The following is a 23656-nucleotide window of genomic DNA, read 5'->3' as shown; positions in this document are numbered from 1 at the left end:
AACAAAAAATCAGGGATATTTATGTTCTTAAAAAGCCTATTAACGGTAAGTGTTGCACTTGCTGTTAGCTCTGCCCATGCCAATGAATATGTTATCGAAAAGCTTGCCAAGCCTAGCTCACAACAAGTAGCACTAACGCTTGATCCTGCAAAAGACAATTTTTCTGGTCATACCGAAATTGCTTTAGAAGTTCTAAAAGCAACGAATTACATCGAATTAAACGGTATTGATTATGCCGTTAGTATGGCGAAAATTTTAGGTGCAGAAAACTGCGACCTAAGCGCTGAAATGCTAAAAACAGGCAAAGTTAAATTCGCGTGTGAAGAAAAAATTCAGCCTGGTAAATACACTTTAAAAGTTGATTTTACCGCACCTTATAACCGTCAAAGTGTTGGTTTATATAAAACCTTAGACCAAGGTACGCCTTACCTTTTCACCCAATTTGAAATGAGTGATGCTCGTCGTGCATTCCCCGTTTTTGACGAGCCTAGTTATAAAATACCTTTTCAGCTAACAATCACAGCGCCAACATCACAAAAAGTGTATGCCAACACACCGGTATTAAAAACCAAAGTTGATGGCGATATGACAACACACTTTTTTGATAAAACGCCGCCTATTCCGTCTTATTTAGTCGCCATGGCTGTAGGCCCGTTTGAAGAGCTTGAAATTAAAGGCATGCCGATCCCTGGCCGTGTGGTGACTCCACAAGGTAAAATTCACCTTGCTGATTACGCAAAAGAAAATATGCCTCGCGTGTTAAAAGCACTGGAAGATTATTTTGGCATTCCTTACGTTTACAAAAAACTAGACTCAGTGGCAGTACCAGAGTTCCCATTTGGCGCTATGGAAAATGCAGGCTTAGTGACTTACCGTGAAGACATTTTACTGGTAGACCTATCGACAGCAACGCGCAGCAAAAAAGAGCGTAATGTATCAATTATTGCCCATGAGTTAGCCCACCAATGGTACGGTAACCTAGTGACCATGAAATGGTGGAATGACTTATGGTTAAACGAAGCGTTCGCAAGCTGGATGGCAGCGAAAATCACAGCACAAATTAACCCTGAGTTTGAGTCGCACTTAGATTTACCACAAAATTATGTAATGGCCTTAGATGCACGTTTAAGTACCAAGCCTATTCGTAAACCAATCAAAACTGAAGCTGACATTATGGATGGCCTTGGCCTTGCCTACAGCAAAGGTAGTGCAGTTTTATCTATGGTTGAAAACTGGATTGGCGAAGATGCATTCCAGCAAGGTATTCGCGCTTACTTGAAGAAATTCTCGTATAAGAATGCAGAAGCCGCGGATCTATGGCAAGCACTAGGCGAAGCGTCTAATAAAGATGTAGCCAGTGTTCTAAAATCGTTTATCGAACAATCATCTTTCCCACTTATTAAAGTAACGCAAGATGGTAAAAAAATTAATATCAGCCAAAGCCGTTTTGTAAATGCTGGCGTTGATGCACCTGCACAACTTTGGAATGTTCCGGTTGCGATTAAGTATGGTGCGGGCGACAAAGTTAAAACCGCAAGTGTACTGCTTAACAAAGAAACACAGCAACTGACTCTCGACTTTGAGCCTGAGTGGATCTACCCAGATCAAGGTGCAATGGGCTATTACCGCTGGGTATTAGATGACGCACAGTTCAATGCCCTGCTCGATAACGCTGCTGACAAACTAACGGTTCGTGAACGCTTAGCGCTGCTTTCTGCTGTTGATTCATTACTTGATGCAGGTGTTATTTCTGCCGCTCACTTAATGCAAACTTTAGAAGCCTTCGTAAGTGATGCGCACCCATTAGTCGCAAATACAGCATTAGGTTACCTTGCTTCTCAAAAACGTGTATTCGAAGACGACAGCAACCGTGAGCTATGGCCTAAGTTTATCCGTAACAGCATTTCACCTGCTGCCAAGCAGTATGGTTTAACAGCAAAAGCAGATGAAGACGCGGCAGTATCACAATTACGTGCGCAAGTGATTACGCGTTTAGGTTTTGATGGTGAAGATCAAAAAGTAATTGATACCGCAAAAGCGCAAGCAGCACTTTACTTAAATAATCCTGAAAATGTAGACCCATACTTAGCATCAACTTACTTAAATCTTGCTGCTTACCATGGTGATGCGAAGTTACTTGAAAAGTACAAGCAAACCTTTAAAACCACCAAAGATCCACAAGTACGTACTAAGATGCTGGCAGCAATGGGTTACTTTGGTAAACCAGAGCTACAAAAAGCAGTACTTGAATACAGCTTAACTGATGACGTAACAGCCTCAGATATGCGCACGCTGTTAGGTGGTTTAGGCTATGGTAAAGAACGTGAAGCACTGTTTATTGAATGGATTTACAACAATTACGATGCGATCACTAAGAACTTACCACCGTTCTTTGTACCAAACTTGCCGTTCTTCACTACCGCAAGCTGTGATGCACAAAGCCTAGAGAAAACCAAAACCTTCTTCAATGATAAAATCACTGAAGTACCAGGGTATGCACGCTCTCTTAGTAAGCTTGAAGAAAGCGTTAATGATTGTATTGCACTGAAAAAACGTGAGTTAAGTTCAGTAAATAGCTTCCTTAAACGCTAACCCTACTAGATGCAAAAAGGGCCACTATGTGGCCCTTTTTATTGCGCCAAAATAGCGCTTAATTTATTTATAAATTGCTCAGCCGCTTCAGAGGAAGTGACTTTAAATGCGATACCATAATGAATGGGATGCGCACTTTTATAAATTCGCGATGGAAAGCGTGTCATCTCACTGCTGTGAAAATAGTCTTTAACACGCGTAATACCTTCGATTGCATCAAAGTCAGCACTAAATACTTCAAAAATTGGTCTAATAACGATTTTAGCTTGGCCACTTTGCTCATGAACATAAAAAGCTTCTTTTGAGTTTGCTGGCATAAATTCGTTAATATTCTTAATTTTAAAATTACTGCGACAGCCCGCTTTAACCAGCTGTACACTAAGTTGTTCGGCAGAAAAAGACAAATTCGTCCCTTATCAATAGCGTTAATTATTAGTCACAGTACAGCAATCAGTGTAAAACCGTTACTCATTTATTACACACAAATGCCAGTTTGTTATGTTTATAATTTAAACGCGAAATTGATCCTTCACAAAAACGCCTTAAATCAAGCCATTGTGATACCACTTCAGGCTCTGTTAGGCTGCGCTTGTAAATTCGGTTATTAACCGCATATGCCAAAGTTTTTTGATCAATTAAAGCAAAATCTTGCACTGAGTCAGGTAACCTAAATAAGTCACTGACCTCTTCAGTTTGCGGCGCAAAGCGTGCAACCCAATGTTGATTATCTTTGTTATAACTAAATAAATAACTGTTTGTATGTTTATCAAAAACTAACGTACGGCCAATATCAGCTGCAATTACTCGCGGTTTAGCGGCTGCAATACTCGTGTACTGCAAGGTATGTGGTTCACCTAAAATAAACATAATTAGGTCGTTTTCAGCGCCCCATGCATGGTAGCCAACTGGTTCAATCCATTCAAAAATACGGCTTGCAGTTTGCTCATTAGCAAGCGGATATTGCCATAACTTTTGTTTGCCATCTTCTTCGACAACGATTGCTGAGAGAGCCTGCTGATTTGGCATTAAAGTTGGTGAATATTCACTAACAGTCGTATTAGTTATATTCACGCTAGTTTTTGTAGCAAAGTTATAAAACACAATATCTGTTTGTGACTGTCCAGTTTCAGCAATAACCTCATGGGTGTAATACAGCCCTGTATCAACTAAAAATGGCTGATTGTTGTAACTTTTATTATCGGTTATCCGCGAGACTTTCATGCCGTAAGGAGTGTCAAAATCAGCAAGTAGTATTTCGCTTTTTGGCATCGCAGCATTTACGTGACTAGTAAAAAATGTCCCTGCGGCGACGAAAAGTAAAGACGAAATCAATTTCATAGGGTTCTCTCTTTTAATTTTTATATGCCATGATAGCGCTAATTAATCTGACAGTCACTTGACCTTACCATGCTCGACCTTTATAACTAGGGAGTGTTCGTTTTTTATCAGTTTCGACTGATTGATTTTATGCACGCTACACCAATCGTGTTAAGTTACTGACCATTCTGCGCGCTAGAATGTTTCAATATTTAAGTCGATTGGTATCAACAAATAACGAGAATAATTATGTCAGCTAAACACCCTATCATCGCAATTACAGGCTCATCTGGTGCTGGCACCACCACCACAACCAATGCCATTAAGCATATTTTTAGAAGCTTAGATATTGATGCTGCCTTTATTGAAGGAGATAGCTTTCATCGTTATACACGTCCAGAAATGGATAAAAAGGTCCGTGAAGCACAACAAGAAGGCAAGCATATTAGCTATTTTGGCCGAGAAGCTAACGATTTTGGTGCCCTTGAGGAGCTTTTTTATCATTATGGTGAAACCGGCCAAGGAAAAATAAGGCGCTACCTACATACCTTTGATGAAGCAGTTCCTTATAACCAATTGCCGGGGACTTTTACGCCTTGGCAAGACTTAGCACCCAATACCGATATGTTGTTTTATGAAGGTCTGCATGGCGGTGCTGTTGATGAAAATCATGATGTTGCCAAACATGTTGACCTGTTAATTGGCATGGTGCCAATTATCAACCTTGAGTGGATCCAAAAATTGATCCGCGATACCTCTGAACGAGGTCACTCGCGCGAAGCTGTCATGGGCTCAATTGTGCGCAGTATGGATGATTACATTAACCATATTACCCCTCAGTTTTCACGAACACATATAAACTTCCAACGGGTGCCAACGGTTGATACCTCTAACCCGTTCAGTGCAAAAGATATTCCTTCTCTTGATGAAAGTTTTGTTGTGATCCGTTTTCGAGGCATAGAAGACGTAGATTTCCCCTATTATTTGCGCATGATTGAAGGCAGTTTTATGTCACGCATAAACACGCTTGTTGTGCCGGGCGGTAAAATGGGCCTTGCAATGGAATTGGTCTTAACACCGTTGATCAAAGATATTATTTTGAAAAAGCGCGCACTTGAAAATTTAGCCCCAGTTGACTTGCCGATTTAACTCACTCGGGTACACTGCTGGCTCAACCGAAATAATGGAGTCGCCAGCTTGAAAAAAACATTACGTGTTATTGTCGGTTCAAAGAACCCTGTAAAAATTAACGCGGCTAAACATGTCTTTAGTCTTTATTTCCCAGAATATACCATTGAATGCAAAGGTGAGCATGCACCATCGGGTGTGCCTGATCAGCCACTAGGTGAAGATGAAACCCGTATCGGCGCTGAAAACCGTGTTAAGTATTGCCAAAACCACTTTGATGCCGACTTTTATGCCGCAATGGAGGGAGGCGCAGAACAATTTAGTTATGGCGCAGCAACCTTTGCCTTTGTGGTGATTGCAAACCAGCAGCAATTTAGCGTTGGCCGCAGTAGCAACCTACCTTTACCTCAACCTTTTTATGATGCCTTACTGGCCGGTAAAGAGCTGGGAGATGTAATGGATGATGCATTCAATACTGTTAATATCAAGCAGCAAGGTGGCGCTATTGGTTTATTGACCAATCACTTAGCGACACGCGAAAGTACTTATGTACAAGCGCTAACGCTTGCAATGGCACCATTTTTACACCCTACCCTGTTTAATCAGTAATTAGGATAACCATGAAGTATAGCCACGTATTATTCGATGCCGACGAAACACTATTTAGTTTTAATGCATTTGAAGGCCTCAGGGTAATGTTTGCCAATTATGGCGTAGAATTTACTGAGTCAGATTATCATCATTACCAAGCAACTAATAAACCGCTTTGGGTTGCTTATCAAAAGCACGAAATTACTGCCAGTGAGCTACAGATCACCCGCTTTACAGAGTGGGCTAATAGACTAGATGTGCCAGCAAAAACCTTAAATGATGGCTTTTTAGACGCTATGGCCTCTATTTGTGTGCCACTACCTGGTGCGGTTGAACTACTGACTAAATTAAAGTCACACGCCAAGTTAGGCATTATTACCAATGGCTTTGCTAAACTACAGCAAAAGCGTTTAGAGCATACAGGTTTACAGGATATGTTCGATTGGCTGGTTATTTCAGAGTTAGTCGGTAAAGCCAAACCTGCTCCAGAAATTTTTCAACATACTTTCCAATTAATGGGTAATCCACCAAAAGAGCAGATTTTAATGGTGGGTGATACCGCTGCTAGCGATATTTTAGGCGGTCATAATGTTGGTATCGACACTTGCTGGTTGCAACATCCTGGGGTTGAGTTACCAGAAGATATTAAACCAACTTATCAAATCAATCAGTTGGTCGAGCTTGAAGCGATTCTAGGCTTATAAGCTAAGCAAAAAAAAATGACGCTTAAAGCGTCATTTTTTATAACTGTAATATGCTTGCGATTAAGCTGTTGCTACTTCTAAGCCTGGTGCTGGCATAGTCACTGGGGTATCGAATGTTGCCCATTCCCATGCTGACTCAGTCGCCATAATTTTACGAAGTAGTTTATTGTTTAAATCATGGCCTGATTTATAAGCCGTGATTTTACCTAGAATGTTGTGGCCAGTCATAAACATGTCGCCCACACAGTCTAAGATTTTGTGTTTAACAAACTCATCGCTATAACGTAAGCCGTTTGGATTTAGTACTTTAAACTCATCCAATACAACTGCGTTATCCATGCTACCACCTAATGCTAGGTTGTTAGCGTGCATATACTCAATATCTTTCATAAAGCCGAAAGTACGTGCGCGGCTGATTTCTTCTGTGAAGCTTTGCGTCGTAATATCTAAACCGATACGTTGGCGGCTTTCATTGATTGCAGGGTGATCAAACGCAATTTCAAAATCGATGTGGAAACCATCGTATGGTTCGATCTCAGCCCATTTATCGCCTTCTTCAATACGTACTTTTTCTTTAATACGAATAAAGCGCTTAGCTGCATTTACTTCTTTAATGCCGCCTTTTTGTAACAAGTAGATGAATGGTAATGCACTACCATCCATAATAGGTACTTCTGAGCTGTCTAATTCAACAATTAGATTATCAATACCCATTGCCGCTACCGCCGCAATAAGGTGCTCAGTCGTTGATAAGCGAACGCCATCTTTGTTTGTTAAACAGGTACACAATTGCGTATCACCAACGGCTTCAGGTGTTGTTTCAAAATCAACAACCGGATCAAGGTCTACGCGACGAAATACAATCCCAGTATTTGCGCTCGCAGGTCGGAGAGTAATAGTGACCTTCTCACCTTTATGAAGTCCAATTCCTATGGCTTTGACTACTTCTGCAATCGTACGCTGTTTAATCATAGGTTCGCTCACTTATAGTTACAGTTAGACGGCAAATTGTATCATAAATACATTCAGCTGCCAATTTGTTTATTTATCGAACAAAATTACCAACAAAACCTGTCTTAGTCAGCTTGCTTTCTTAGGAAAGCAGGAATGTCGAAATAATCGCCACCTTCTGATTTATCAGACTTTTTGCTGCTCTCAGTGCTGCTAGATACTGAGCTGCTCGCTGTACTTTGTTGTACTGGCTCTTGCTTTTCAGGTGCAGCAGACATGCTTACATCATCGCTGCTGCCTTGACTTGCAAAGCTTGGTACATACATGCTGCTAGTCGTTTGGTTCATTGAGCTATGTACATCAGAGCCTGATGCTTTCTTAAAGCCATTATCAACAATTCCAAACTGTGGACGACGATCGCCGCCTAAACCTGTTGCAACAACTGTTACGCGTAGTTCATCACTCATTTCAGGGTCAATTACCGCACCAACAACCACTGTTGCGTTTTCTGATGCAAGTGCCTTAACGTGATTACCTACAATTTCAAATTCTTCAATCGCAATATCCATACCTGCAGTGATATTAACCAGGATACCTTTAGCACCGGTTAAATCGACATCTTCAAGTAATGGGCTTGAAATAGCTGCTTCTGCCGCTTCTTGTGCACGGTCAGGACCAGACGCTGATGCAGTGCCCATCATTGCAGTGCCCATCGCTGACATAACTGTACGTACGTCGGCGAAATCCACGTTGATCAGACCTGAACGTGTGATTAGCTCTGCAATACCTTGTACCGCACCAAATAAAACGTCGTTTGCTTTTGCGAAGGCATCTAATAGTGTAGTGCCTTTACCTAAAACTTTAAGCAATTTATTGTTCGGAATTGTAATAAGCGAGTCTACAATTTCTGACAACTCATTAATGCCTTGTTCAGCTGCTGCCGCACGTTTCTTACCTTCAAAGTCAAACGGACGAGTTACTACAGCAACCGTTAAAATACCTAACTCTTTAGCAATTTTAGCAACCACTGGTGCAGCACCGGTACCTGTACCACCGCCCATACCTGCAGCGATAAATACCATGTCAGCACCTTCAAGGCTGGCACGAATTGTCTCAGCGTCTTCTTCTGCTGAGTTTCGACCTACTTCAGGGTTCGCACCCGCACCTAAACCTGAGGTGATTTGTGTGCCTAGCTGTACAGTTACATCAGCCGACGAATTACGTAATGCTTGTGCATCCGTATTCGCAGCAATGAAACGTACGCCTTCAATTTGTTGTTTTACCATGTGCTCAACAGCGTTACCGCCGCCACCGCCCACGCCAATTACTTTAATGACAGCTTCTTCGCTGTGCTGTTCCATCATATCAAACATGTTTACTCTCCGACTTGAGTCTTAAAACTCACCTTGGAACCATTTAGTAATACGGTTCCACCAATTATTATCACCTTCCGCTTTCGACTTTTGTGCATTCATCGATTGCATTGTACGGCCGTATTGTAACAAACCAACCGCGGTCGCGTACGAAGGATCATCTACATAATCTGTCAAACCAACAATCCCGATTGGTTTGCCAATTCTGACCGGCATTTGGAAAATGTCTTCTGCCACTTCCATTGCGCCAGTCATTTTTGCTGTTCCGCCTGTAATGACGAGACCTGCAGCAATCTGGTCTTCTAAACCTGAGCGGCGTATTTCTTCCATCGCCAACTCAAATAATTCTCTAAAACGAGGTTCAACAATCTCAGATAAAGTATGACGCGACATGATTCGCGCTGGACGTCCACCTACACTTGGTACTTCAATAGTGTCTTCATTGCTTGCCATTTGGCTGCTTGCACATGCGTATTGTACTTTGAGTGACTCTGCATGTGATATAGGTGTTCTAAATATTTTTGCAATATCACCAGTCACTTGGTTACCAGCAACCGGAATAACAGCCGAATGACGCAGCGCACCATTGATATAAATAGTGATGTCCATTGTACCACCACCAATATCTAATACAGCGACACCTAACTCTTTTTCATCATCCGTTAGTACTGAGTAACATGATGCCAGAGCCGTAAAGATCAACTGATCGACTTCAAGGCCACAACGTTCAACACACTTTTCAATATTCTTTGCCATATCGTTCGAGCAAGTAATAATGTGTGCACGGGCTTCCATACGTACACCGCTCATACCTAATGGGTTTTTAATCCCCTCTTGCATGTCGATGCTGTATTCTTGTGGCAGAGCATGTAACATTTTGCGTTCAGCCGAAATAGGCACTGAACGCGCGATATGAATTACATTCTCGATGTCTTCATCAGTCACTTCAGTGTTATTGATTGCAACCACACCGCTTTCATTCTGACATTGAATATGTTTACCAGATATACCTAAGTAAACAGAGCTGATACGGCAATCAGCCATCAACTCCGCTTCGTCAATAGCACGACGAATCGATTCAGAAACAAGGTTAAGGTCGTTAACGCCGCCTTTATCCATACCATGCGATACTTGGCTGCCAACACCCACAATACTGAGTTTATTATCTGCGGTGATCTCACCAACGGTGGCTACTACTTTTGATGTGCCAACGTCTAATCCAATCACTAGGTTTCTTTCTGCTGACTTAGTCATGCCTTACTCTTATTTTCTAATTGCTCTTCTTGAAGTGGCTTCCAGCTCACTGCAAGACCGGTATCGTACCGTAAATCAACAACATCAATTTGTGCATCTGCACGTTGTTCCATGCGCGGATACACATCAATAAAACGCTGTACACGCTTTGCTTTTTCTTTACGACCTAAATTCAGGCGAATGCCGTTATCAAGCCATAACTGCCATGAAAAGCGCTCTGAAAGCGCTAAACTTGTCAGCTCTAAATTATTGACCTTAAGCATTTCTTGAAATTGACGAAATGCTGTCCAGGCTTCAATTTCACTTCCCTCTGGGCCATAAAGCTGAGGAAGTGTATCAGGTAGCTTATCGCTAGTTGCTTCAAATACCTCACCTGATTGATTTAAAAGCGCTCCACTGTTCCAGTGCGCAACTGCTTGATGCTCTACTACGTAAACTTGCAGAGTATCTGGCCATTGCTTTCTTACTGAAGCTGTCGCAACCCAAGGTAAGCTTTGTACCAAGCGTTGCACATGTTTCACGTCTAATTCAAAAAAACTCGATAAATCCGCTTTTTTTATTGCGCCAATAATCGCTTTTTCATCTGTATATTTGGGTTGTCCTAATACCGATAAATGCTTTATTTGCGCATCTTTATTTTCAACTAACCAGTCAGACACACCTGTCGTGATTTTTACTAGACCAAAAACCACGACTAAAAAAAAGCTCACACCAAATATCAACGACCAATTAAGTTGTTGTTTTAACTGCTTTGCTTTTTCTAAAACCGGATGCATATTAAAGCGTTTGCTCCAAAATGCGAACCACTAATTGTTCAAAGCTAGCGCCGTTTGCTTTTGCAGCCATAGGTACTAACGACTTTTCTGTCATTCCTGGCACAGTATTAACCTCTAATAAATAGAAGTTACCTTGCTGATCACGCATTGCATCAACACGACCCCAACCACTTGCACCGACTAAATCAAATGCTTTTAATGCCATATCTTGCAATAACTCAGTCTCTTGTACTGATAAATCAGCTGGGCAATGATACTGAGTTGTGTTCGATTGATACTTAGCTTGGTAGTCATAAAAACCATTTGGCGTGGTCATCTCAATAACAGGCTGAACATCTTGACCAAGTACCGCTACAGTAAATTCACGCCCTGTGATCCACTGCTCTACCAACACTTGACTATCAAACTTAAATGCAGCGTTTAAAGCGGCATCTAGCTGTTCTGCGCTGCTTGCTTCTGCCATACCAATGCTTGAGCCTTCATGTGACGGTTTTACCATCACTTTGCCAAATTCATTAATAATTGCTTGGCTATCAAATTCATTACGGCTATCAACAACAGTATATGGTGCAGTGCTCAGGCCCATTGCTTTAAACAAGTGCTTACAGCGAACTTTGTCCATCGCAAGCGCAGAGCCAAGAACGTCACTACCGGTATACGGAATACCCATAAATTCAAGTGCGCCCTGAATGGTGCCATCTTCACCACCACGACCATGAAGCGCAATAAATACGCGTTCTATATTTAAATCCTTTAATTGCCATAATGAGTTATCTTTTGGATCAAAAGCAATGGCGTCAACGCCAACGCTTTGCAAAGCGTTCAATACGGCTTGGCCTGATTTTAGCGAGACATCTCGTTCGGCAGATGTGCCACCAAAAAGTACCGCTACTTTGCCAAATTTGTCGCTTAACTGGCTCATATATTTACCTGCTTTAGTTGTTCAACTGACAAGTTGGTTGCTGCTAACTTTTTCACTAACTGGCCTATGTTACCAGCGCCTTGTGTTAAAACTAAATCATTATCTTGCAGGGTATCTGCAAGAACCCCCGCAAGCTCAGAGCTGCTAGCGATATGTAATGGCTCTTTACCTCGTTGGCGTAAACTACGGCATAAACTCTTACTATCAGCTCCCACAATAGGCTCTTCACCTGCTGAATACACATCTAACAGTAATAACTGATCAACGTCAGCCAGTACTTTGACAAACTCCTCGTATAAATCACGAGTACGGCTATAACGGTGAGGCTGATAAACCATCACTAAACGTTTATCTGGCCAGCCCTCACGAACCGCTGCAATCGTTGCTGCTACTTCTGATGGATGGTGTCCATAGTCATCAACTAGCATCACGCTGCCACGCTCATTTTCAAAGGTACCGTAATGCTGAAAACGACGGCCTACCCCTTCAAACTTTGTTAACGCTTCTAAAATGGCGTGGTTGGCAATGTTTTGATCTTTTGCCACTGCAATCGCCGCTGTCGCGTTAAGTGCATTGTGCTTACCAGGCATATTAAGCGTTACAGCTAAGCTTTCGCCTTGTTTATTTACTACGTTAAATGAACAAGTATTCGCAGTTTGACTAAAATCAAGCATGCGATAATCAGCTTCAGCCGATTCACCATAGGTAATAACAGGGCGTCCAAAACGCGGAATAAGCTCTGCCGCAACTTCAGAGTCAATACACACCACTGCTAAACCATAAAACGGTAAGTTATGAATGAAATCAACATAGGTGTCTTTCATTTTTTCTAAGCTGCCGCCGTAAGTATCCATGTGATCTTCTTCAATGTTTGTGATCACCGAAACCATAGGCTGTAAGTGTAAGAATGACGCATCACTCTCATCAGCTTCTGCAATTAAGAAGTCGCTTTTACCGACCTTGGCATTACTACCAGCACTGTTTAACAAGCCACCAATAATAAAGGTTGGATCAAGACCGGCTTGTGCATAAATGCTGGCAATTAAACTGGTTGTTGTGGTTTTACCATGGGTGCCGGCCACTGCGATACCGTGGCGAAAACGCATTAATTCAGCAAGCATTTCTGCGCGGCGAACAATAGGAATTCGCGCCGCTTTAGCTGCTTTAATCTCAGGGTTTTGCTCATTAATAGCACTTGATACCACCACAACACTGGCATCTTTTACGTTGTTTTCGTCATGACCAATAAATACTTCTGCACCCACTTGAATTAAGCGTTCAGTCATCGCACTGTGCGCAATGTCAGAACCCGTGATGCGGTAGCCTTCAAAAGCAAGTACTTCGGCAATTCCACCCATGCCTGCACCACCAATACCAACAAAGTGGATGGTGTCGATACGACGCATCGCAGGACGAGTGTTGTTTTCTTTCTTCGTGCTTTCTTTCACTACTAATCTCTTCTATCTGCTAGTTGCTCACAGCGTTTGGCAACATTGGCTGTGGCATCTAAAATAGCAAGCTGTTTTGCTTTACTTGCCATTGTTGAAATTTTCTCTGGTGCGTTTATATACGGTGTTAATAATTCAACGACCGCTGTTTTATTAAACTCACTTTGCTGCATAATCAGCGCGGCTTGCTCAGTCACTAAATACTTTGCATTAGCCGTTTGGTGGTCATCCACTGCATGTGGAAAAGGCACAAATAACGCCATTCGACCCGCTGCGGCAATCTCACTAACCGTTAGCGCACCAGCGCGGCAAATTACCAAATCGGCCCACTGATATGCACTATCCATATCATCAATGAATTCAGCAACTTTGCTATTTTCAGCTAGTCCTAACTGTTGATAGCTGGCAGTCACATTCGGTTCATTATTTTTACCCGTTTGGTGCCATATATTAAGCGTTGTTAGCGCTGAAAGTTCACTGAATACAGCTGGTAAAGTCTCATTGAGTACCTGCGCGCCCAACGAACCACCCACCACAAGCACATTAATCGGCGTAGTCGTCTGTTTAGCAGTAACATTTGCAACACTTGCTCTGACCGGATTACCCACCACTTCACAGTGTTCTTTTGCAAAAGCAGATGGAAAAGCGGCAAGCACTTTATTGGCAAACTTTGCTAACCAGCGGTTACTCATGCCTGCAACTGCATTCTGCTCATGAATAACCAAAGGAATGCCTAAACTTTTAGCTGCAATTCCAGTAGGTCCGGTCACATAACCACCCATAGCAAGCACTACATCGGGCTTTTGTGCTTTTAAAATTTTACGCGCTTGAAAAATAGCATTCATCACCATAAACGGGGCTTTAATCAAGCGTTTAATACCGTTACCACGAACTCCTTTGACATTGATGAAGTCAATATCAATGTGGTGCTTAGGTACTACTGTCGCTTCCATTCTGTCAGGCGTGCCAATCCAGCTGACCTGCCAGCCTTGCTGCTTTAAAAAATCAGCGACGGCAATACCTGGAAAAATATGGCCACCAGTACCGCCTGCAACAACAAGTAATTTTTTACTCATCGCTTACCTCCACGTGAGGTTGCCTGCTTAGTCGCCATTTTTGTTTCAAAATCGATCCGCAAAAGTACACCTGTTGCTATGGTCATAATTAATAAACTAGAACCACCGTAAGAAATAAACGGTAATGTTAAGCCTTTTGTAGGTAATATTCCGGCACTTGCGCCAACATTGACCATGGTTTGAAACGCAAACCAGATACCTATTGCAAAGGCAAAATAGCCTTCGTACTCTTTGCTACACTTCAGGGCTTTTTGACCAATTAACAAGGCTCTAAATACGAATACACCTAGTACTATCAAAATGCTCAGTACACCAAAAAAGCCAAGCTCTTCACCAATTACGGCAAAGATAAAGTCATTATGCGCCTCTGGTAGATATTGCAGTTTTTGTACGCTATTCCCCAAGCCTTGGCCAAACCAACCGCCTTGACTGTAGGCCATTAGTGATTGTACTAACTGATACCCTTTACCAAACGGATCTTCCCATGGCTCTAAAAAGCCAGTTACACGGGCCATACGGTATGGTTCAGCGATAATTAGCACCACAATGGCTGCAATGCCCGTTAAGATCAGTCCAAAAAACTGCCATAACTTAGCACCGGCTAAAAATAATAAACCGACAGTGGTTACAAAAAGTACAACAACAGTACCTAAATCTGGTTGCATTAAAATAAGCAATGCATAAACACCAAAGACAACGAGTGGCTTAAAAAAGCCTTTTAGGTTTTCTTGTACTTCTTCGCGCTTACGAACTAAATAGCCGGCAATATAACTAAAAAAGAACAACTTAGCGGCTTCTGCCACCTGAAAACCTACAGGGCCTATGGGGATCCAACGTTTAGCACCGTTCACTTCGCGGCCAACAATAAGTACCAACACCAGTAAACCTAAACCCAATAACAATAAATAGGCATTACTGCGTTTCCACCAGTCCATAGGCACACTTGTGGCAATCCAAAATAGAAAAAAGCCCATGATTAAAAACATGCTATGGCGAATAATAATGTGATACGGATTATCAAATAATCGTTCTGCGGTTGGCATTGAAGCACTTGTAACCATCACAAAACCAACACCTATCAACATCAACATACAATACAACAACGGCACATCATAAAGCTGTGGCGATTGCTTAGGGGTTAATGCTTCACGAATGTCGGCAAATGCGATCATATTGCCTCCGCCAATACGCACTGCGCAAAGTCATCACCACGTTGCATATAGTTGTTATACATATCAATGCTGGCACACGCAGGAGCAAGCAATACGATGTCACCGCTACTACTTAACTGCTTTGCCAATTGCACAGCTTCATGCATATTCGTGGTTAAATGACCTTTTTCAGTTAATGACACCAGTGCTTTAGCATCTTTACCAAAACAAATAAGAGCTTTCACTTTGTCATTCAAATAGGGTTTCAAGGCATCTAAATCAGCCCCTTTTGCATCACCGCCAGCAATCACAACTAATTGCTTTGCTTGATCAGCTAAGCTTTCAATAGCAGCGATGGTTGCGCCAACGTTGGTCGCTTTTGAATCATTAAAGTATTTCACTTCATTAATTTCAGCGACAAACTGACAACGATGTGCAAGCCCAGTAAACGTACTAAACGCTTGCTGATAATGCTCTTTAGAAATGCTAAACGGGCTTAGTAGCGCCATAACTGCTAGTGCATTTTGTTGATTGTGTGAGCCAACAACTTTCAAACAGCTTGCAGGTAACACAGGTTTACCTTGTGCTGCAAAGTACATCTCACCTTGATGCTCTACTAAGGCAAAGTCTGCATTTGCAAGTGCAAAGCTTACTTGTGGTTGCTTTGCTGTATGGGTTGCCACATCAATGGCATTCACAACAGCAAGCTCTGAGCCGTTATAAATACTTTGCTTTGAGTCAATGTATGCTTGGTAACTTGAGTAGCGATCAAGGTGATCTTCGCTAACATTCAATACACAGGCACTTTTCGCTTTTAAGCTGTGCGTGGTATCAAGCTGAAAACTCGATAGCTCAAGTACATAAACGTCGTAATCTTGCGACAATAAATCAAGTACTGCTGTGCCAATATTACCGCCAAGCCCTACTTTATAACCAGCGGCTTTCAGTACTTCAAACGCCAAGGTAACTACTGTCGACTTACCATTCGAGCCTGTTACCGCAACAATTGGTTTATCGGTTAAACGGGCAAAAAGCTCAACGTCACCAATCACTTCAACGCCCGCAGCAATGGCGTTTGCAACAGCCGGTGTAGCAAGGCTTAGACCTGGGCTGATGATAATAATGTCATTGCTGGCTAAGTCTGCCTGTTCTAAATCACCAAAAAACGTAGTTAACTCGCTGGCATGCTCGTTTAGCCAATCCGCACCCGGAGGCGCCATGCGGCTATCAACAACAATTGGTTTAATATTCTGAGACAATAAAAAACGCACAATGCCCAGACCGGTTACACCGAGTCCGAGCACTGAGATTTGTTTGTTTTTTATCTCGTTAATAACTGTCATTTACCTGATCTTTAATGTCGCAAGGCCAGCTAGAACTAGCACGATTGAAATAATCCAAAAGCGCACAATTACGCGCGGCTCAGGCCAACCCTTTAATTCATAATGATGGTGAATAGGCGCCATTCTAAAAATACGTTGACCACGTAATTTATAAGAGCCTACTTGTAAAATCACCGATAATGCTTCCATTACAAACACACCACCCATGATGATAAGTACCAGTTCTTGACGAACAAGCACCGCAATAATACCCAGTGCACCACCGAGTGCTAATGAGCCTACATCACCCATAAATACCTGTGCTGGGTAAGTGTTAAACCACAAGAAACCCAGTCCTGCGCCAACTATGGCAGTACATACAACCACAAGTTCGCTTGCTAATGGCAAATGCGGAATATGTAAGTAGCTTGAGAAGTTAACGTTACCGGTTAAGTAAGCAATAATAGCAAGCGCCGCAGCAACCAAAATGGTTGGTACAATTGCTAAACCATCAAGACCATCCGTTAGGTTTACCGCATTTGAAGTACCTACAATTACAAAATAGGTCATCACGATATAAAACAGCCCAAGCTGTGGTAACACATCTTTAAAAAACGGCACAACTAACGAGGTTTCACTGCCTTGTTGCGAAGTAAAATAAAGCGCACTGGCAACCACTAATGCAATCACTGATTGCCAAAAGTATTTCCACTTCGCAATTAGGCCTTTAGGGTCTTTGCGGATCACTTTACGGTAGTCATCAATAAAGCCAACTACACCTAATGACCCCACCACAAATAAGGTTGCCCATACATATTTGTTTGAAAGGTCAGCCCACAGTAATGTACTGGTAAAAATCGCCCCTAAAATCAAAATGCCCCCCATGGTAGGCGTGCCTTTTTTAGATAGGTGAGATTCGGGGCCGTCGTGACGTACCACCTGACCAATTTGCATTTTTTGTAGGCCACGAATAAGCTTAGGACCAAAATAAAGAGAGATAAGCAGCGCAGTTAAAATACCTAAAATCGCACGCAGCGTAAGGTAAGAAAAAACATTAAAGCCACTATAATATTGTGTTAAATACTCTGCCAGCCAAACTAACATGACGATACTCCATTGTTGCCATCTTGCTGGCTATTAACTAAATCTGCTACCACTAGTTCCATACGAGAACTGCGCGATCCTTTTACTACAAGGGTGGTCTTTTGCTGAGATTCAGTAAGCACACTTTGTAATTGTTGTAATAGTTGTTCACGGTTCGAGAAGTGACGATTTGGTTTTTCAAATACATCACTGGCCGATTTGCTTAATACGCCTAGGCTGTATAGCTCATCAATGCCTTTTTGTTTTGCATATTCGCCTACTTGCTGATGATAAAAGCGAGCTTCTTCGCCAAGTTCGCCCATATCACCTAACGCAAAAATTCGACGTCCCGGCATGTCGCTTAATAAATCAATCGCCGCTTTTACTGACTGCACATTGGCATTATAAGTATCATCAATTACGGTTAGAGTGTCTGATACTTTAAGTACATTAACACGACCTTTAACTTCTCCCATGCCAGCTAATGCGTTAGCAACACTTTCTAGGCTTACACCCAGCTCAGTGGTTAATGCTGTCGCTATTAATGCATTAGCAATATTATGTTTGCCCGGCAATGCGAGAGTAACAGGAACTTTTTGCTGTTTACTGCAAAGCACAAAAGACGCACGCGCTTGCTCGTCAAGCACCACATCTTCTGCCCAGTAATCTAGTTTTTGCTGAGTAGAAAAACGTTTTACATTACGATCAGTTAGTTTTTCGAGCCAGTAATCTGCAAAATCACTATCGCTGTTAACGATTGCAACACCGTCAGGTTTCAGGCCGTCGTAGATTTCGCCTTTTGCGGTAGCCACACCTTGTAATGATCCAAATCCCTCTAAATGAGATTCAGCCACATTACAAACCACAGCAACATCAGGTTTAGTCATCGCGACTGTGTAAGCTATTTCACCAATGTGATTGGCGCCTAATTCAATTACCGCATATTGATGCTGTGGCTCAAGACGTAACAAGGTCAGAGGTACACCAATGTCATTATTAAAGTTACCTTTGGTTGCCAGTACTTCACCATGACCTGATAAAATCGCCGCGCACATTTCTTTTACTGTGGTTTTACCCACACTACCTGTAATAGCGATTGTTTTTGGTGCAACCTGTGCCATCACAGCTGCGCCAATTTGGCCTAGCGCTATACGTGTGTCACTCACCACAAACTGCACAATATCAACATTAACAGGACGCGCTACAATAGCTGCAATCGCCCCTTTCTCTTTTGCTTGCGCAACAAATTTATGACCATCAAAGTTAGGCCCTTGTAGCGCTAAAAACACTTCACCCTCGCACAGAGTACGGGTGTCGGTGTTAATATTTTTTACCGTTTGATTACCACCTTGGTAATCAGTTGCTAGAACTTTTGCTAGCCAATCAAAATCCATAGGGATCATAACTGCGCCCCTTGCGATTTTTCTTTTAATTGTTGTTGTACATATTGGCGATCGCAGAAGTCGATTCGTGTATCGCCAATAATTTGATAATCTTCATGGCCTTTACCGGCAATTAAAACCACATCATCAGCACCGGCCTGCTCTATTGCATAACTAATTGCTTTAGCGCGATCAGCTTCACAATGGGCTTTTTCAGCATGCTCAAGACCTGCCACCACATCAGCAATAATGACATTAGGGTCTTCACTGCGCGGATTATCGCTAGTAATAATAATACGGTCTGCGTTGCCTTCAGCGGCTTTTGCCATCATTGGGCGCTTGCCTTTATCACGGTCACCACCACAGCCAAACACACAGCTTACGCCTCCAGGTACATGCTTTTGTAAAGCCTGTAATGCTAATGCCAACGCATCGGGTGTATGCGCGTAATCAACAATACAGGTTGGCTGCCCTGGTACGCTAAACGCTTGCATACGACCAGCCACTGGTTGCAGTGCTTTGCAGGCAGCAACTAACTGTGCCAGCGGATACCCCATACCAAGTAGAGTGGCCATCGCCGCAGCCAGATTATACAAGTTAAACTCACCAAATAATGCAGACTGCACCTGTGCTTGACCCCAGCTTGTTTCGAATGTTACCGAAATCCCGGTGTTGCTATAAACAACATCGCTAAAGTAAACATAGCGCGCACCTTCTGGTGCTAAGTTTTTATGGCCGTAGCAAATTAAGTTGTTAAAGTCGTATTTTTCTAACCACTGCTCAACTTGTGTATCATCTTGATTGAGAACTACAATCTCAGGATTGTGATCACGCATCAACATCAGCTTTGCATCACCATAAGCATCCATAGTGCCATGATAATCTAAATGGTCGCGAGATAAATTAGTAAAAACGGCTGCTTTAAACTGACAATGGTCAACACGCTGTTGCACAAGGCCATGTGATGAAACTTCCATTGCAACAACATCGGTGTGCTGTTCATGTAATTCAAACAAAATTCGCTGCAAATCAACACTTGATGGTGTGGTATTAACTAATGGAGTTAATTGCTCTGGATGCCCATAGCCAAGCGTCCCCACGACCGCTGCTGATTTATGACATTGCTGTGCTAAATGCGCGATCATCGCAGTTGTGGTTGATTTACCATTTGTTCCAGTAACGCCAACCAGATCTAATTGTTTTGATGGCTGATGATAAAACGCAGCAGCTAAAGCAGGTAGTTTTTTCGCTAGGTCTGTGACCAAGTAAAGCGATTCAAAATCACTTTCAAATTCGCATAACCTATCAGCAATAATTGCTACAGCGCCATTTTCTATGGCTTTATCTATAAATTGTCCGCCATCTAGTTGATGGCCTTTAACAGCTACAAAAACATCGCCTGTTTTTACGTCTCGGCTATCAAGACGTAGTTGATTAACCAGCAAACTAGTGGCCTCAACTTCAATTTGACTCAGAATTGGTTTTAAATCACGCATCGTTATCTTTGCCTTCTACGTACGCAACCGCATCTTTATCCGGTGCGACGTTTAAAATTCTTAAGGCATTGGAGACAATCTCTGCAAATGCAGGGCCTGCCGTCGCACCGCCATAATAAACATCTCCACCCGGCTCATTGATCAACACTACTACCGCTAAACGTGGATTGCTTGCCGGTGCAACACCAGCAAAGTAGCCGACATACTCATCACCATAACCACCTACAGCGGCTTTTTTAGAGGTACCTGTTTTGCCAGCTGCGCGATAACCATCGACGTGAACTTTTTGTGCCGTGCCGCCTTTTTCGAACACGCTTTCCATCATATGGACGACGGCTTCAACATCTTTTTGCTGAAAAATGCGCTCACCTTCAGGCACTGACTCTTGCTTAAGTACAGTAAGAGGACGCATCACGCCACCAGAACCTAACATGGCATAAAAACGTGCCATTTGTGCGGTGCTCACAGCTAAGTTATAGCCAAATGATAATGCCGCTATTTCGTGATCTGACCAACGACGATTAGGGTAAAACAAGCCGCTACTTTCACCGACCATGCCTGTTCCACTATCACTACCAAATCCGACTTTTTGATAAAGCCCGACAAAATAGTCTTTTGGTAAGTCTTGGCTAACTTTAGTCACACCCATGTTACTTGAGTATTTTAAGATTTCTCTTAATGTCATTTCACCATGGTTACGCGTATCTTGGACAAGGCTGCCACCAACACGCATCCAGCCAGGGTAAGTATCAACAATTGAATCCGGTTGAATTGAGCCGTAGTCTAAACCAGCCAAAATGGCTAGCGGCTTAACAGTCGAGCCTGGTTCAAACAAATCAGTTATTGCTCGATTTCGACGCTTATGTGGAGCAGCATCATTAAGATTATTAGGATTAAACGACGGGCTATTTACCATAGCCAATACTTCGCCTGTTTTTACATCCACGACCATAGCTGAGCCCGAGGTCGCTTTATATGTCAGCACAGCCGATTTTATCGCCTTGTAGGCAATCGCTTGAATACGTTGATCGATACTTAAATGGATATTTTCTGGTTCAACACGTTCACGCTCATCAAGCACTTCGACCTCTCGGCCTTGAGCGTCTTTACGGATTGTTCTTTGTCCTTCAACACCGGTTAACGATTTTTCGTATAACTTTTCAATACCTTCGATACCATGACCATCGATATTTGTGAAACCAATCACATGTGCAGTCACTTCTCCTGCCGGATAGTAACGTTTAGACTCATCCAGCAGATGGATACCCGGTAAACGTAAATCACCAATATAGTTTGCAACTGCAGGTGTTACTTGACGTTTTAAATAAACAAAACGGCGTTTGGGATTATCACGAAGACGGGAGTTGATTTTACTTGGTTCAATGCGTAATACATCCGCAAGCTCACGCCAACGAATGTCATTGTTATAATAAGTAGCGATGCGCTTATTTAGTTCAGCCGTATTTTCAGCAAGTGCATTTTGATCTTCACCATTCTTACGCGCTTGACGCAGCACCTTGCTCGTTAATGATTTATGCAGTGCCTTGGGATCAGCATACACACTTACAACAGGCACACTCACCGCAAGCTCTTTGCCGTTACGGTCAAATATCATTCCGCGCTGTACATGTTGTTTTTCAACGCGAACGGTACGTTTATCGCTTTCAGAACGTGCTTTATCGGGCTCAATAACCTGCAAAAATGCGGCACGTGCAACCAGTGTCATAAAGACTAAAAGCAGCACAGAGCACACAAGCATAAAGCGCCATGTGATCAAGGTATTAGTTGGCTTTTTCCCTCTGCTTCTCATTGCAGTACTACCACCTGTTCGTCTTGGCTAGTCGGCCGTTTCATTTCTAATTGCATGGTCGCGATTTCTTCAATGCGCGCATGCTGCGAATAAAACTCTTCTTCTACAAGCAAGTAACGCCACTCGAGATCAAGCTCATCACGTTCTTGCAATAACTCATCTTGTGTTATCAACTGCTGACGCGCTAAATGCGTCACCTGCACAACACTTAAACTCGACGCGAGAATCACAACCAACAAGGCTAAGGTCAGCTTATTAGCAGCAAGACCTTTAAACACTTCAACAAATAAATTAGGTTGGCGATTCGTCGCTTTTGCTTTCATTACAACCTCTTAGCAACCCTTAACACAGAACTGCGTGAACGAGGATTTGCATCAATTTCCGCCTTACTTGGCTTAATGGCTTTACCCACTGCCTTTAACGTCAGGTTTTTATTTATTTGTGCATCAGTTAAAGGCAGACCTCTGGGTATCGCCTCTCCCTTACTCTGTTTTTTAATAAACTGCTTAACAATGCGATCTTCTAACGAGTGAAACGAAATAACCACTAATCGACCACCGGGCTTAAGCACTTCAACAGCAGCTTGTAGTGCCGTTTGAATTTCTTCTAACTCGCTGTTGATATAAATTCGGATCGCTTGGAATGTACGTGTTGCTGGGTGTTTATATTTATCTTTTACTGGTACAGCTTCATCAACTAAATCAGCAAGCTGCTTTGTACTAGTGATTGGAGTATGCTCTCGAGTCTCAATGATTTTATGAGCGATACGGCGGCCAAACTTTTCTTCACCATAGGTTTTAATAACATGAGTGATATCTTCAAGTTCAGCTTCAGCTAGCCATTGTGCTGCACTGCGGCCGCTGGTTGGGTCCATACGCATATCTAGCGGGCCATCTTTCATGAAGCTAAAGCCGCGCTCAGCATCATCTAGCTGCGGTGATGACACGCCAATATCTAATAAAATTCCGTCTACTTTGCCAATTAAATCGTTGTCTTCAGCGACTGTTTTAAGGTTGGAAAAACGGGTATGGGCAATCGAAAAACGTGCATCATCTGCAAACTTTTCAGCAGCTTTAATAGCTTGTGGATCTTGGTCAATTGCTTGTAAACGACCATGCTCATTTAAGCGCGCAAGAATTTGTCCTGAATGTCCGCCGCGACCAAACGTGCCATCCATATAAATGCCTTCGGGTTTAATATCCAAAGCGTCTATGGTTTCGTCCATCAGTACAGAGACATGTTCAAATTGCGCTGTCATTAGCTATTTTTTGCCTTTTTAT

Annotated in this window: 21 protein-coding genes; 4 read left to right on the top strand and 17 right to left on the bottom strand. The window is 42.6% G+C overall.

The features are described 5' to 3' along the window. Nucleotides 1–21: 21 nt before the first annotated feature. Nucleotides 22–2592 (top strand): M1 family metallopeptidase, encoded by a 2571-nt coding sequence (locus tag L1264_RS03770; protein ID WP_199526631.1) that lies wholly within the window; start codon nucleotides 22–24, stop codon nucleotides 2590–2592. 38 nt (nucleotides 2593–2630) lie between these two features. On the opposite strand, the gene L1264_RS03765 is transcribed toward L1264_RS03770, so the two are convergent. Together L1264_RS03765 and L1264_RS03760 are read right to left on the bottom strand one after the other, a co-directional pair. Then, nucleotides 2631–2996: a hypothetical protein gene (locus L1264_RS03765; protein WP_235403657.1), complete on the bottom strand. Its 366-nt coding sequence runs from the start codon at nucleotides 2994–2996 to the stop codon at nucleotides 2631–2633. A gap of 64 nt (nucleotides 2997–3060) precedes the next feature. After that, nucleotides 3061–3930 carry a hypothetical protein gene (locus L1264_RS03760; protein ID WP_199526633.1) on the bottom strand — a complete coding sequence of 290 codons (870 nt, stop codon included), beginning with the start codon at nucleotides 3928–3930 and terminating at the stop codon, nucleotides 3061–3063. A gap of 228 nt (nucleotides 3931–4158) precedes the next feature. On the opposite strand from L1264_RS03760, the gene L1264_RS03755 reads away from it, so the two are divergent. From L1264_RS03755 to yjjG, 3 genes are read left to right on the top strand one after another with little or no spacing between them, the layout of a single operon-like run. Then, nucleotides 4159–5058 carry a phosphoribulokinase gene (locus L1264_RS03755; RefSeq protein WP_135923503.1) on the top strand — a complete coding sequence of 300 codons (900 nt, stop codon included), beginning with the start codon at nucleotides 4159–4161 and terminating at the stop codon, nucleotides 5056–5058. 48 nt (nucleotides 5059–5106) lie between these two features. Beyond that, the gene (yjjX, locus tag L1264_RS03750) at nucleotides 5107–5646 is read left to right on the top strand and encodes an inosine/xanthosine triphosphatase (protein ID WP_199526634.1); all 540 of its coding nucleotides are present in this window, start codon (nucleotides 5107–5109) and stop codon (nucleotides 5644–5646) included. An 11-nt stretch (nucleotides 5647–5657) separates the two neighbouring features. Then, nucleotides 5658–6332 (top strand): pyrimidine 5'-nucleotidase, encoded by a 675-nt coding sequence (yjjG, locus tag L1264_RS03745; RefSeq protein WP_199526635.1) that lies wholly within the window; start codon nucleotides 5658–5660, stop codon nucleotides 6330–6332. A gap of 60 nt (nucleotides 6333–6392) precedes the next feature. On the opposite strand, the gene lpxC is transcribed toward yjjG, so the two are convergent. The 15 genes from lpxC to rsmH form a co-directional block, all read right to left on the bottom strand. Then, nucleotides 6393–7304 (bottom strand): UDP-3-O-acyl-N-acetylglucosamine deacetylase, encoded by a 912-nt coding sequence (gene lpxC / locus L1264_RS03740; RefSeq protein WP_135923500.1) that lies wholly within the window; start codon nucleotides 7302–7304, stop codon nucleotides 6393–6395. A 104-nt stretch (nucleotides 7305–7408) separates the two neighbouring features. Then, nucleotides 7409–8656 (bottom strand): cell division protein FtsZ, encoded by a 1248-nt coding sequence (ftsZ, locus tag L1264_RS03735; RefSeq protein ID WP_135923499.1) that lies wholly within the window; start codon nucleotides 8654–8656, stop codon nucleotides 7409–7411. Nucleotides 8657–8677: 21 nt separating this feature from the next. Beyond that, complete coding sequence (gene ftsA, locus L1264_RS03730; protein ID WP_235403656.1) at nucleotides 8678–9910, bottom strand: cell division protein FtsA; 1233 nt, start codon at nucleotides 9908–9910, stop codon at nucleotides 8678–8680. Further along, the gene (locus L1264_RS03725) at nucleotides 9907–10686 is read right to left on the bottom strand and encodes a cell division protein FtsQ/DivIB (protein ID WP_135923498.1); all 780 of its coding nucleotides are present in this window, start codon (nucleotides 10684–10686) and stop codon (nucleotides 9907–9909) included. Before L1264_RS03725 ends, ftsA begins: the two co-directional genes overlap by 4 nt. Nucleotide 10687: 1 nt before the next feature. Then, nucleotides 10688–11608, bottom strand: coding sequence for a D-alanine--D-alanine ligase (locus L1264_RS03720; protein WP_199526636.1), 921 nt, complete (start codon nucleotides 11606–11608; stop codon nucleotides 10688–10690). Continuing rightward, nucleotides 11605–13014: a UDP-N-acetylmuramate--L-alanine ligase gene (murC, locus tag L1264_RS03715; protein WP_206769127.1), complete on the bottom strand. Its 1410-nt coding sequence runs from the start codon at nucleotides 13012–13014 to the stop codon at nucleotides 11605–11607. Before murC ends, L1264_RS03720 begins: the two co-directional genes overlap by 4 nt. Before the next feature lie 44 nt (nucleotides 13015–13058). Further along, nucleotides 13059–14132, bottom strand: coding sequence for an undecaprenyldiphospho-muramoylpentapeptide beta-N-acetylglucosaminyltransferase (gene murG / locus L1264_RS03710; RefSeq protein ID WP_199526637.1), 1074 nt, complete (start codon nucleotides 14130–14132; stop codon nucleotides 13059–13061). Next, nucleotides 14129–15304, bottom strand: a complete 1176-nt coding sequence (gene ftsW, locus L1264_RS03705; RefSeq protein WP_199526638.1) for a cell division protein FtsW — start codon at nucleotides 15302–15304, stop codon at nucleotides 14129–14131. The genes murG and ftsW overlap by 4 nt, the downstream gene beginning before the upstream one ends. Next, entirely contained in the window at nucleotides 15301–16626 is a 1326-nt protein-coding gene (gene murD, locus L1264_RS03700; RefSeq protein WP_138556738.1) for a UDP-N-acetylmuramoyl-L-alanine--D-glutamate ligase, read from the bottom strand. Before murD ends, ftsW begins: the two co-directional genes overlap by 4 nt. Continuing rightward, nucleotides 16627–17709: a phospho-N-acetylmuramoyl-pentapeptide-transferase gene (gene mraY / locus L1264_RS03695; RefSeq protein WP_135923492.1), complete on the bottom strand. Its 1083-nt coding sequence runs from the start codon at nucleotides 17707–17709 to the stop codon at nucleotides 16627–16629. After that, nucleotides 17703–19091, bottom strand: coding sequence for a UDP-N-acetylmuramoyl-tripeptide--D-alanyl-D-alanine ligase (locus L1264_RS03690; RefSeq protein ID WP_199526639.1), 1389 nt, complete (start codon nucleotides 19089–19091; stop codon nucleotides 17703–17705). The genes mraY and L1264_RS03690 overlap by 7 nt, the downstream gene beginning before the upstream one ends. Further along, nucleotides 19088–20566, bottom strand: coding sequence for a UDP-N-acetylmuramoyl-L-alanyl-D-glutamate--2,6-diaminopimelate ligase (gene murE / locus L1264_RS03685; protein ID WP_199526640.1), 1479 nt, complete (start codon nucleotides 20564–20566; stop codon nucleotides 19088–19090). Before murE ends, L1264_RS03690 begins: the two co-directional genes overlap by 4 nt. Next, the gene (locus tag L1264_RS03680; protein WP_135923489.1) at nucleotides 20559–22376 is read right to left on the bottom strand and encodes a penicillin-binding transpeptidase domain-containing protein; all 1818 of its coding nucleotides are present in this window, start codon (nucleotides 22374–22376) and stop codon (nucleotides 20559–20561) included. Before L1264_RS03680 ends, murE begins: the two co-directional genes overlap by 8 nt. Then, complete coding sequence (gene ftsL, locus L1264_RS03675; RefSeq protein ID WP_135923488.1) at nucleotides 22373–22699, bottom strand: cell division protein FtsL; 327 nt, start codon at nucleotides 22697–22699, stop codon at nucleotides 22373–22375. Before ftsL ends, L1264_RS03680 begins: the two co-directional genes overlap by 4 nt. Continuing rightward, entirely contained in the window at nucleotides 22699–23634 is a 936-nt protein-coding gene (rsmH, locus tag L1264_RS03670; protein WP_135923487.1) for a 16S rRNA (cytosine(1402)-N(4))-methyltransferase RsmH, read from the bottom strand. The genes ftsL and rsmH overlap by 1 nt, the downstream gene beginning before the upstream one ends. Nucleotides 23635–23656 lie beyond the last annotated feature (22 nt).

The sequence above is a fragment of the Pseudoalteromonas sp. APAL1 genome, from assembly GCF_021532475.1.
Lineage (GTDB): Bacteria > Pseudomonadota > Gammaproteobacteria > Enterobacterales > Alteromonadaceae > Pseudoalteromonas > Pseudoalteromonas lipolytica_C.
The sequence above is the reverse complement of the archived record's forward strand: the minus strand, read 5'-3'. Positions and strand labels throughout refer to the sequence as shown.